The organism is Rhodococcus sp. UFZ-B548, from assembly GCF_903819475.1.
Lineage (GTDB): Bacteria > Actinomycetota > Actinomycetes > Mycobacteriales > Mycobacteriaceae > Rhodococcus_F > Rhodococcus_F erythropolis.
This window is the reverse complement of sequence record NZ_CAIJDS010000050.1, coordinates 13,452-25,260: the sequence shown is the minus strand read 5'-3', so window position 1 is coordinate 25,260 and position 11,809 is coordinate 13,452. Positions and strand designations below refer to the sequence as shown.

The window sequence follows — 11,809 nt, the reverse complement described above, 5'->3', positions numbered from 1 at the left end:
CCAGAGGGTTCGGCGAGCACTATCGAAGGTGAGGAGAGTGAACGGACATGATGTGGTGGAGCGAGAATTCGGGTTATGGAATGGGTTGGGTCAGCTGGATTCTGATGGCGCTGGCGATGATCGCATTTTGGGGATTGGTCATTGCGGCCCTACTTGCATTGTTTCGTCCCAGACGCAGTGACCGCAGCGAACTCCGTGGTACGAATGCGCAGCACCTGTTGGATGAGCGCTACGCCCGCGGCGAGATCGACGATGACGAGTATCGCTCCCGCAGAGAAGCTTTGGATCGATCCTCTCATCGACACGAGAGTCGTTGACTCTGGGACGCCCGCCCCGGGCCCGGTGGCGTATCAGTTCCGCTTCTCCACAACGACTAGACAAGGACAATCACAATCATGGCTATTGCGCCGTCCACAGGATCGGCTTTCAGTCGACGTACGTTTCTCGCCGCCACGGCGGCGGGGGCGGGAGGCCTGGCGTTGACCGCATGCACCACCAGCGGATCGTCCAACCCGACCCCCCCGCCGTTCGACAAAAATGCCATCACGACCGCTGAGGCAGCGCGCCCGCATACCGGTCGCACCGTGGACTACACGCTCAATCCGCAGGGCGCCGATATCGATCTCGGCGGCATCACGGTGCGCACCCTGGCATACGGCGACAGTATTCCCGGTCCCTTGATTCGCGCGAATGTCGGTGACGAGCTCGCAATCACCGTCAACAACAGACTCGATCATCAGACATCGGTGCATTGGCACGGCATCGCGCTTCGCAACGACATGGACGGCGCCATGCCGGCAAGCCCGAACATCGAATCGGGGCAGAACTTCACATACCGTTTCTCCGTACCTCATTCGGGAACGTACTGGGCTCACCCCCATGTCGGTCTCGACACCGACTACGGCCTCTACCTCCCCATCATCGTCGACGACCCCCGCGAGCCCGCCGACTACGACGCCGAATGGATCGTCGTTCTCGACGACTGGACGGATGGAATCGGCACGAGCCCGCAACAGATCCTCTCCGACCTCCAGTCCGGAAACGGCATGGGTTCGATGGGCGGATCCGGAATGGGCAACATGCCCGGCATGGGTGGCATGAACCACGGGTCGAACGAAACCACGCCGCCCCCCACCTCGGGTGGCCCGAGCTCAGCAGCATCCAGCGCTCTGCTCGGCGGGGACGCGGGTGACGTCAGCTACCCCTACTATCTGATCAACGGGCGGATAGCTTCCGCACCGACAACATTCTCGGCCGCTCCCGGTCAGCGTGTGCGAATTCGCATCATCAACGCGGGTGCGGATACCGCTTTTCGAGTCGCCCTTGCCGATCACGTGATGTCCGTGACCCATACGGACGGCTTTCCGGTCGTACCCACAGAAGTCGATGCGCTTCTCCTCGGCATGGGTGAGCGCTACGACGTGATCGTCACGGTCAAGGACGGTGTATTCCCGCTCATCGCCGCGGCCGAGGGTAAGAACGCTCAGGCTCGGGCGCTGCTGCGTACAGGCTCGGGCGCTGCGCCCGACGCGTCGTTCCTCCCTCGGGAATTGGCAGGTCGAGTGGGCACGGTCGAGACGTTCACTGCAGCCGAAAGTGTCGTTCTGCCGCGAAGCGATGGCACCGGTGTCGATCTCGTGGCAGACCTCGGGGGAGACATGATGAGCTACCAATGGACAATCAACGGTCGGAACTACGACCAAACCGAACCTCTGACCGTCAAAGAAGGGGACCGCGCCCGGCTCACGTTCACCAACATGACGATGATGTGGCATCCCATGCATCTGCACGGGCATACCTTCCAAGTGGTCAAAGGTGACGGCGGTGTCGGACCTCGCAAGGACACAGTCATCGTTCGTCCGATGGAATCTGTCGCTGTCGATCTCATCGCCGACAACCCGGGCGACTGGATGCTCCACTGCCACAACGGATATCACCAGGAGTCGGGTATGATGACTCGCTTGGACTACATCGTCTGACACGTGGAGACGTCCGAACACACGATCGAACCAGCACGGGAGGCGCGACCTGATTGGGCCGGCATCTCATTCGATGCCTCTTCCTGCCTCGTTCGGCGAGGTGAGACTGCGCCGCCCCGGCATCGGGTCAGCGTCCCGGAATCCCCGGCCTCTGCCTCTGCGCTGGACTGGGATCGAAATCCCGCGAACAGCGCAACTGCCCATGGCTCCGGTGCACACCTGCCGGCACTCCACGGGGCGCTCGAAATTCGACGTTCTCTGCGCGGGCGAATACACGAGGGAGAATCCGACCAAATGTCCGACGGAAGTAGTCGAGGCGCAGCCTTGACTCACCTTCTCCGAACGCGAGTATAGTAGAAACTGGTACCCCCCTGGGGTACCAGACAGGAAGGGAATCATGAGCGGTCAGACCCACTCGCAGCCGAATCTACTCGACAAGACGCAACGCGGCTGTGGATGCAACTCGACGAAGAAATCACCCACCACATCCGCGCCCACCACTACGGAGGACATCATGTCTGCAACCAACAACACCTTCGCGGTCACCGGTCTCACCTGCGGGCATTGCGTCGGCGCCGTCACGGACGAGCTGCGCGCCCTCCCCGGAGTGAGCGAGGTGGATATCGATCTCGTCGCCGGAGGAGTCTCCACCGTGACCGTCACAGCTTCAGCGCCGCTGACCGAGGAACAAGTAGCTGCCGCTCTCGACGACGCCGGCAACTATCATCTCGCGAACATCTGACCAGGCGTCCACACCGCCAGCGTAGGCAGGTCAGGAGAGGTACATCTGATGAGCACCCTGGACAACACGACCGTCGCTGCCGAGTCCGCACACAGTGTCGAACTGGCCATCGGCGGCATGACCTGCGCCTCCTGCGCCGCGCGAATCGAAAAGAAGCTCAACAAGATCGACGGCGTCACCGCGACAGTGAACTACGCGACCGAAAAGGCGAAGGTCGATTTCACGGGTGCGGTAGCACCTGAAGACTTGATCTCCACCGTCGAGGCAACGGGATACACCGCCACCTTGCCTGCCCCCAAGGGCTCGTCCGGGGAGGTCGGCACTACCGACGGGGTGAACACTCGGACCCAGGACGAGGCTTCGCAACTGCGGACCCGGCTGCTCGTCTCGCTCGCATTGACTGTGCCGGTGGTCGCATTGTCGATGATCCCGCCATTGCAGTTCACGAACTGGCAGTGGCTGGCCTTGACGCTTGCCTCCCCCGTCGTCGTCTGGGGCGCACTCCCCTTCCACCGGGCTGCACTGACGAATGCTCGACACGGCGCGGCAACGATGGACACTCTGATCTCGGTGGGGGTGTCGGCGGCCTATCTGTGGTCACTGTGGGCGTTGTTCTTCGGTCACGCCGGAATGGCCGGCATGAAGATGGAGTTCAGTCTGTTCCCACAGCAGGAGGGCGGAGCGGACCACATCTATCTGGAAGTCGCTGCTGCGGTCACCGTCTTCATACTCGCGGGGCGATATTTCGAAGCCCGCGCCAAGAAGCAGTCGGGTGCAGCCCTACGCGCACTGATGGACATGGGAGCCAAAGACGTAGCGGTGTTGAGGGAACGCACCGAGATCCGAATTCCCACCGAACAATTGGTGGTCGGTGACATCTTCGTCGTCCGCCCCGGCGAAAAGATCGCGACCGACGGCATCGTCACCGACGGCGCATCTGCGGTGGACGCCTCCATGCTGACCGGCGAATCCGTGCCAGTGGAAGTGCGCCCTGGCGACGCCGTTGTCGGCGCCACCGTCAACGCTGGAGGGCGACTCCTCGTTCGAGCAACTCGTATCGGCGCCGACACTCAGCTCGCTCAGATGGCACGACTGGTCGAAGATGCACAGAACGGCAAGGCTCAGGTCCAACGTCTCGCCGACCGCATCTCCGGAATCTTCGTCCCGGTCGTCATCGTTCTCTCACTGATGACGTTGGGTGCGTGGCTCTTGACCGGTCACTCGATGGTGGCGGCGTTCACCGCCGCCGTTGCCGTGCTGATCATCGCGTGCCCCTGCGCATTGGGGTTGGCCACACCGACGGCTCTGATGGTCGGAACGGGCCGCGGCGCCCAGTTGGGGATTCTCATCAAAGGCCCCCAGGTTCTCGAATCCACCCGTCAGGTCGACACCATCGTGCTCGACAAGACCGGGACCGTCACCACCGGGCGCATGAGTGTCGATTCGACAGTGACCGCAGATGGCGAGAATATCGACGAATTGCTTTTTGTCGCAGGAGCGTTGGAGGACGGCTCCGAACACCCGATCGCCCGGGCCATCACTCTCGCAGCTCGAGCTGACGGCCGATCGTTGCCGAGAATCGAAGGTTTCTCCAACCACGACGGCCGAGGCGTCTCCGGTGTCGTAGACGGCCGAGCCGTTGCTATAGGTCGGCGAACCTGGTTGGAGCAGGACTGGTCTCTCGTCGCACCCGAGAATCTGGAGGTGGCCGCACACGCCGCGGAAGCCGACGGAAAATCCCCGGTGTGGGTTGCGTGGGACGGTTCGATCCGCGGAATCGTGGTCGTGTCGGACACTGTCAAGGACACCTCGAAAGAGGCCATCACTGCATTCCGAACCTTGGGACTACGTCCCATCCTGCTGACCGGCGACAATGCTCGCGCCGCCGTCGCCGTCGCAAAACAAGTGGGGATCGAAGCCGCCGATGTCATCGCCGAAGTCTTGCCCGCGGACAAAGTCAACGCCGTCAAAGACCTCCAAAGCCGTGGGTACACAGTCGCTATGGTCGGTGACGGCGTCAACGACGCCGCTGCTCTGGCACAAGCAGACTTAGGTCTGGCCATGGGCACCGGCAGCGATGTCGCCATCGAAGCCTCCGATCTCACCCTTGTCCGAGGCGACCTGCGCTCCGCCGCAGATGCGATCCGTCTGTCGCGCTCGACGTTGAAAACCATCAAAGGGAACCTTTTCTGGGCCTTCGCCTACAACGTGGCGGCGTTGCCTCTGGCGGCGCTGGGGTTGTTGAACCCGCTGATCGCCGGCGCCGCCATGGCTTTCAGCTCCATCTTCGTCGTCACGAACAGTTTGCGCCTACGACGATTCACCAGTCATGCCACAAACTCCGATCACTGACTTGGTCCCGAATTCGATTGCCCCGGTAATTGCCGTCTGCCCTGAACTCTTCGGATGCGAGGCGCGGCGAGGTCCCACTGTCCACCCGCAACGAATCCAAAGGTTTCACTCCACGACGACCACCATCGCGGACGAGGGCAGTCGTCGACTGCGGGGGACACCATGGTCCTTCATCGAATCTTCACCAAACAGCTAACCAAGGCATATCCGCCACCGGCAGGCTCAAGTATTGAGACACACGTGGACCCCACAACATCACGCCCAGAGGTGCCGACGATCTGCCACAACACGGGAACATGCCACCGAGGTATCCGTACAGTCGCTGCCGCAAGAATGGCGGTCACAACGAGAGGGCGCAGAGATGAATCGAACCACCGTTCTCGAAGTACAAGGATTGCAGTGGGCGACATCGAAAGCCGCAGTCGAATCAACTCTCCTTCGCCGACGCGGAGTCGTCTCTGCCGAGGCCAACGTCCTCAACCAAACTGCCACGGTCACCTACGACCCGGCTGCAACCTCGATACCCGAACTGTCCCAATGGATCCGGGACTGCGGCTATCACTGCGCCGGGCGATCGGTGCCCTCCCACAGCTGCGACCCCCTCTCCGAACCAAACGACAGCACCAGCGCCGCGCCCTCTGAATACCACGTTCATTCAGACCACGCCGGCGCGTCAACCGACGCACCGGTCGAACACCCCGGAGAATCTCCTCACGGCGAACACACGGCGCACGAACCACATGCTCAACACTCTGCACAGGACATGATGGGGCACGGAGGCGCCCACGCCGGAATGTCGATGGACGACATGGTCCGGGACATGCGAAATCGCTTTCTCGTCGCTCTCGTTCTGTCCATTCCGATCATGCTGTGGTCCCCGATGGGGCGCGACATGTTCGGATTCACAGTTCCCGCCCCGTTCGGACTCCGCGACGACGTATTCACCCTGATACTGAGCTTGCCAGTGGTGTTCTATTCGGCCTGGATCTTTTTCGACGGCGCTTATCGGGCTCTGAAGGCCCGCACCCTCGACATGATGGTCCTCGTTGCCGTCGCCGTCGGAGCGGGTTGGCTCTACAGCGTCGCCGTCACGTTCACCGGCGGCGGCGAGGTCTTTTACGAGGCCGCGTCGGTGCTGACGGCCTTCGTCCTGCTCGGACATTGGTTCGAGATGCGAGCCAGAGGTGGAGCCAACGACGCGATTCGCACACTGCTCGAACTGACCCCGCCATTGGCAATCGTGTTGAGAGACGGCGAACCGGTCGAAGTTCCCACCGCCGACGTTGTCGTCGGAGACCTGTTACTGATCCGACCAGGCGGCAAAGTCCCGGTCGATGGAACGGTCGAGAGCGGAACTTCCGAAGTCGACGAGTCGATGGTGACTGGGGAAAGCCTTCCCGTGTCCAAAGAACCGGGATCCACAGTCATCGGTGCGTCCATCAACACGACGGGCACACTTCGCGTCCGAGCAACCAAAGTCGGTGCCGACACCGCCCTGTCCCAAATAGTGGCGTTGGTCCAGGAAGCGCAGAACTCGAAAGCGCCGGGGCAACGGTTCGCTGATCGGGCCGCGTTCTGGCTCGTCCTTGTTGCTTTGATCGGCGGCACCGGCACCTTCCTCGTCTGGTGGGCGGCGGGTGCAGGAGTGCAGACCGCGCTTCTGTTCGCGATCACCGTCGTTGTCATCACCTGCCCCGACGCTCTCGGTTTGGCCACGCCCACCGCCATCATGGTCGGCACCGGACTCGGAGCTCAACGAGGAGTGTTGTTCAAAAATGCCACCGCGCTGGAATCCTCGGCGCGCATCGAGACGGTAGTGATGGACAAGACCGGCACCCTCACCAAGGGTGAACCCGAAGTCACCGACGTCGTCGTCGACGGTATCGGCACCGATGAACTCCTTTCCCTCGTCGCGGCGGTCGAACGCGAGTCCGAACACCCCCTCGCCGGCGCGATCGTCCGCTACGCGACCGAACGCGGCGCCCCGGAGTTTCCCCTCACAAATTTCCGTAATGTGCCAGGTCATGGTGCGGCTGCGGAGGTGGACGGTCGTCGAGTGGCGGTGGGCAACCGCAAACTGATGATCGCCGAAAACGTCGACTTCGGCACATTGATGGGTACACGCGACGACCTCGCGGCCAGCGGGCGCACAGCAGTACTCGTTGCCGTCGACGGACAGGGCGTCGGGGTGATCGCACTCGCCGACGCTGTCCGAGAGACTTCCGCCGCCGCAGTGGCGGCGCTGCACGACTTGGGCGTCGAAGTCGTCATGCTCAGCGGCGACAACGAAGCCACCGCACAGCGCATCGCGGGCCAGCTCGGTATCGATACCGTCATCGCGGAAGTGCTCCCCGGCGACAAAGCCGCCAAGATCGTCGAGCTGCAAAATGCCGGCAAAAAGGTTGCGATGGTCGGGGACGGAGTCAACGATGCTCCCGCGCTCGCACAAGCGGACCTCGGTATCGCCATCGGCGCAGGTACCGACGTCGCAATCGAAACAGCGGACCTCGTGCTGATGCGGTCGGACCCACTCGACGTACCGGTCGCTCTACAAATCGGGCGAGGCACCCTCCGCAAGATGAGACAGAACCTCGGATGGGCAGTCGGGTACAACGTCATCGCCCTCCCCATCGCCGCTGGAGTCTTCGAACCCTCCCTCGGACTTGTACTTCGCCCCGAGATCGCGGCGCTGTCGATGTCCGGGTCCAGCTTCATCGTCGCAGTCAATGCACTACTGCTGAAGCGGCTACGCCTCCCTTCTCCCCCAGATCAACACCGGCCTTCACCCAGCACTACGAAGTCCACCTCACAGAACGTCTCATGACCCGACAACCGATCTCCCAGCGAAAGGGATTCCCCGATATGAAGAAGGTCCTCGCAATCAGTGCTGCAGCAACTGCAGCACTATTCGTCCTCACCGCATGTAACAGCTCCAATACCGATGAAACTACCTCCACGCCAACGTCAATGAGTGCCGAATCCAGTTCATCGGCGAACGCGAGCACTCACAATCAGGCAGATGTGACATTCGCCGAGCAGATGATCCCGCATCACAGTCAGGCCGTCCAGATGAGCGACATGCTCCTCTCCAAAGACGGTATCGACCCCCGAGTGACGACGTTGGCAGAACAGATCAAGGCAGCGCAAGCCCCAGAAATCGAGCAGCTGCAGGCCTGGTTGACCAGCTGGGGACAGAGTTCGTCCTCCTCTGGCATGAATATGCCGACCACCTCCCACAGCATGGAAGGCATGACACCCTCTACCAGCATGAACATGCCGATGCCCTCAGAGAGCATGGGGATGACGCCGGGAATGATGGAGGGGATGATGTCCGCCGATGACATGACCGCGCTGCAGAATGCACAGGGAACCGATGCCGCGAAACTGTTCCTCGCTCAGATGATCGACCATCACCGCGGAGCTGTCGCAATGGCGCAAACTGAAGTTGATTCCGGACAGTATCCCGAAGCTATCTCCATGGCGCAGACCATCATCAGCGCGCAAAACCAGGAAATCACCACGATGGAAGGCATTCTCGCCACGCTGTGATCACGACTTCCGGCGTTCATTGCTCAGATTTCAGTCGGATGTGAGCGCACGCGGCTCGGTGTCTCTGCTTGACAATTGACCTCGGCAGAGGCACCGAGCCTTCTAGGCGACAGGTCAATACCCCGGAGGACACCGAACACTATCGAGGCAACCTCATTTGTTGGAGGGTTTGGTAATTACACCCGAAGATATCCCGAGATCCGCACGCGCCGTCCTGCGTGCGCGGTCACATTCGTCGGGCTCAACATTCTGGTCAGGCTCCGTGGGATACCCACCAGCACGAGGTAGGAACGGGTGCACAAAAACCCACGCCTGAACCGAACCGATCTATTTGCATCAATCAGGTCCAGGCGCAAACCGAGCCCATCGATTAACGAGGGACAGGCCGGGTACGCAAACGAGAACAGACGACATGGAGGTCATGATGCAGGACGTTCGGCGGGGGATGACCGACTCCGAGTTGATCGCGGAGGCGTACCGACTCGAAAGCCAGCCGGTATTGAGCAGGTGCGACCACATCAGGTTGACACTGATACACGATGAACTCGAGTGTCGCGCAGGATGTCGGGAAAAGAAACTCCCTGACGCGGCGCCACAACGGCTTCCGCCTTGCAAGGGCAGGAAGTGCGCATGATTGACAAGTTTGATCACCACGTTCACACACTCACATCAGAATGGCTGCGCCACTCCCCCGGCATGCAGGCGCGGGGCTCCCCTGATCCATATGCCCCCGCGCCACTCTCACCCGCTCGCTCTCAGTTGAGTCCCGCGTACGAATGGAGGCCGGAGACATCCATCTTGATGATGAAGAGATTGAACAGCATTGCGACGAAACCGGCAATGATTATCCAGGCGGCACGGGTATCGCGCCAACCAGAAGTAGCACGCGCGTGCAGAGAGGCGGCGTAGATCACCCAAGCGATGAAGGAGATGTGAACGACGGTTGAAAACTAGACCACCCGTCGTTTCTGGACTAGTTTTCAACCGTCGTCAACAGGAGACCGTTTCCTTGGGGTCCCATCCTTCTTGACAACATCCAATCGCGCACTAGGAGCGTTCGGGGACCGCAGTACCGATCGAGTCCTTCGACACACAAGTACGCACTCCGCACGCCCGCTCACCTTTCAACCGCTGCCGAAACGCGCCCGCCATCAAAGCCAGTGAAATCAGCCCCAGGACCGGTTGTATCGGTGCCCACAGATTCAACGCACCCGTCACACCGACAGTCATGATCACCAATTTGTTGCACACCGGACAGCCGACGGCCAACAGAGCCAGCGCATTGCTGCCAATGCCCACGCGCGAGGGTGCTGCAGAACTGGATTGCGTTCGCACATACGTCGCGAGTATCAATCCACTCAATATCGCGTTCGCGATCCACACCGGATAGTTCCACCACAGCACCGGAGTCATCCGCTGGTAGAACGAAGTCGGCACTATCCCGGTGGGGACGCCGACGATGAGCGCTGCTGCCACCGCACCTGCCGACGCAGTAATCCAACGCCAGAGCGACCAATTCGTCATCGCCGATGTCCCTCCCTCATACAGTGAACTACTAAAAGAGATAGTAGTTCACTGTATGAGACGACCGGAAACGGCAATCCTTCAACGACTTGCATCCCACCCGACAGGGGTATCACCGAGGTGCACGTGTGTGAAAGCGAAGTCTCCACGGCGATCGAATACGATGCGCGGGACAGCGGGAGTTTGCGCAGCGTCGAGGCAGGGCAACCGAGGCCCGCACCGACAAACGTGAGCGCGGTAAGAGTTCGCGTAACAACGAATCGGTCAGTGCGGCTGTCGTCTTGGTAGGACCCCGTTTGGTGAGCCACTCGCTATCAGAGAATCAATGCGTGTGAATACAGCTGGCAGCTGTACTCATTCGGAGTGCGGTAAGCCAGCGATGAATGCCGATGTCGGGTGTTGTAGTCCTCCTTCCCGTCCTCGATGACCACCCGGGCTTCGAGGAGGCTGTGGAACTCGTTCATGTTCAGGCATTCGTCACGGACTCGGTTGTTGAAGGATTCGATGTAGCCGTTCTTCCACGGCTGACCAGGGGGAACATATCCGATTCCCAGTCGGTCCTCGCAGAACGTCCGCAACGCCTCGGAGATGAATTCGGGTCCGTTGTCGCACCGCAACACCTGTGGCGGGCCGCCCCAGAGCGCGAACACTTTCTCCAGGGCGGCGACGAGATCCTCTGCCGGGATGGATCCCTCGACCATGTTGAGCACCGACTGGCGCGAATGCTCGTCCACCATTGACGCGATCTTGAACTTCCGTTCGTCGGTGGTGAAGTCGAACTGGAAGTCGATCGCCCACACCACCTTCGGTGCATGTGCCTCGGCAATCGGGGTGGTCGAAGCGTCGGCTCGTTTGCGGATTTTGCGGACCTTCACCCGCAACCCTTCCTCGCGCCAGAGACGCTGAACCTTCTTCTTTGTTAATCACCCAGCCCATGGCACGCAAGTCCGCCCACGCCCGACGAAACCCCTTGCGGGCATTCGCTTTGGCCCAGTCTCGCAACCACTTCCGCAGATCGGCGTCCGGATCGTCCGGGGTGTCTCTCGCAAGCGCTTTTCGTTGGGTGGATCGCGGTTGCCCGACGATTTTGCAGGCGAAACGCTGTGAGAGCCCCATCGTTTCCTGGAGCATGACGACAGCGTTTCGTTTGGCGGTCAGGCTCAGAATTTTCCAGTGATAATGGAATCAACCCGTTGACGGAACGGCCTGACCCAGAATTTTCCGAGCAATCTCCTTGAGTGCAGCCTTTTCGAGTTCGGCTTCGGCGAGGAGCTTCTTGAGCAGGGCGTTCTCGTTCTTGAGTTCTTTGAACTCTTTGGCGTCGTCGGCTTTCATGCCGCCATACTGCTTGCGCCAGTTGTAGAGCGTCGGCACCGAGACGTCGAGTTGTCGGGCGATTTCCTCGACGTCGGCGCCTGTGGCGGCAAGTTCGTCGCCGTGGCGCAGTTTTCGGATGATCTGTTCGGGCGTGTGCCGTTTGCGTCCAGCCATGAGTTGCAGCCTTTCATGCCCTTGATCAGGGCGGAAGGATTCTCATAGCTTGCGGGTCACTTGATGGGGGTCATGCCAGTCTCATCCGTCGCCGGCACAGTCATCACCGAAATTGGGAACGAACTCATGGCGACTTCGTGTCCTCACTTCTTCCCGTCATACGTGCGACATA

At 60.8% G+C, this 11,809-nt stretch carries 7 protein-coding genes and 2 pseudogenes; 6 read left to right on the top strand and 3 right to left on the bottom strand.

Annotation, left to right across the window (positions count from 1 at the left end; all coding sequences use genetic code 11):
• Positions 1-47: 47 nt before the first annotated feature.
• The 6 genes from H7C86_RS29595 (at position 48) to H7C86_RS29570 (ending at position 8,622) form a co-directional block, all read left to right on the top strand.
• A complete protein-coding gene (locus H7C86_RS29595; RefSeq protein WP_064113372.1) occupies positions 48-317 on the top strand; it encodes an SHOCT domain-containing protein in 270 nt (89 codons plus the stop codon).
• Between the two features lie 78 nt (positions 318-395).
• Entirely contained in the window at positions 396-1,979 is a 1,584-nt protein-coding gene (locus H7C86_RS29590) for a multicopper oxidase family protein (RefSeq protein WP_182262740.1), read from the top strand.
• Positions 1,980-2,376: 397 nt separating this feature from the next.
• Positions 2,377-2,721 (top strand): heavy-metal-associated domain-containing protein, encoded by a 345-nt coding sequence (locus H7C86_RS29585; protein WP_231915845.1) that lies wholly within the window; start codon positions 2,377-2,379, stop codon positions 2,719-2,721.
• A 48-nt stretch (positions 2,722-2,769) separates the two neighbouring features.
• Positions 2,770-5,073 (top strand): cation-translocating P-type ATPase, encoded by a 2,304-nt coding sequence (locus H7C86_RS29580; protein ID WP_182262739.1) that lies wholly within the window; start codon positions 2,770-2,772, stop codon positions 5,071-5,073.
• Positions 5,074-5,434: 361 nt separating this feature from the next.
• The gene (locus tag H7C86_RS29575; protein ID WP_064113088.1) at positions 5,435-7,897 is read left to right on the top strand and encodes a cation-translocating P-type ATPase; all 2,463 of its coding nucleotides are present in this window, start codon (positions 5,435-5,437) and stop codon (positions 7,895-7,897) included.
• A 38-nt stretch (positions 7,898-7,935) separates the two neighbouring features.
• Positions 7,936-8,622 carry a DUF305 domain-containing protein gene (locus tag H7C86_RS29570; protein WP_047270628.1) on the top strand — a complete coding sequence of 229 codons (687 nt, stop codon included), beginning with the start codon at positions 7,936-7,938 and terminating at the stop codon, positions 8,620-8,622.
• Positions 8,623-9,377: 755 nt separating this feature from the next.
• Here H7C86_RS29570 and ccsA read toward each other — a convergent pair.
• From ccsA to H7C86_RS29555, 3 genes and pseudogenes are all read right to left on the bottom strand, one after another.
• Positions 9,378-9,554 (bottom strand): annotated as a pseudogene (gene ccsA / locus H7C86_RS29565) (cytochrome c biogenesis protein CcsA); the annotation flags it as partial.
• Positions 9,555-9,669: 115 nt separating this feature from the next.
• Complete coding sequence (locus H7C86_RS29560; RefSeq protein ID WP_047270626.1) at positions 9,670-10,146, bottom strand: hypothetical protein; 477 nt, start codon at positions 10,144-10,146, stop codon at positions 9,670-9,672.
• A gap of 314 nt (positions 10,147-10,460) precedes the next feature.
• Positions 10,461-11,637 (bottom strand): annotated as a pseudogene (locus H7C86_RS29555) (IS3 family transposase).
• Between the last annotated feature and the right edge of the window lie 172 nt (positions 11,638-11,809).

What these genes read in the sequence shown, in the direction of transcription:
- H7C86_RS29580 (WP_182262739.1), top strand. Translation starts at nt 2,770, where the DNA reads ATGAGCACCCTGGACAACACGACCGTCGCTGCCGAGTCCGCACACAGT.
- H7C86_RS29570 (WP_047270628.1), top strand. Translation starts at nt 7,936, where the DNA reads ATGAAGAAGGTCCTCGCAATCAGTGCTGCAGCAACTGCAGCACTATTC.
- H7C86_RS29595 (WP_064113372.1), top strand. Translation starts at nt 48, where the DNA reads ATGATGTGGTGGAGCGAGAATTCGGGTTATGGAATGGGTTGGGTCAGC.
- H7C86_RS29590 (WP_182262740.1), top strand. Translation starts at nt 396, where the DNA reads ATGGCTATTGCGCCGTCCACAGGATCGGCTTTCAGTCGACGTACGTTT.
- H7C86_RS29560 (WP_047270626.1), bottom strand. Translation starts at nt 10,146, where the DNA reads ATGACGAATTGGTCGCTCTGGCGTTGGATTACTGCGTCGGCAGGTGCG.
- H7C86_RS29575 (WP_064113088.1), top strand. Translation starts at nt 5,435, where the DNA reads ATGAATCGAACCACCGTTCTCGAAGTACAAGGATTGCAGTGGGCGACA.
- H7C86_RS29585 (WP_231915845.1), top strand. Translation starts at nt 2,377, where the DNA reads ATGAGCGGTCAGACCCACTCGCAGCCGAATCTACTCGACAAGACGCAA.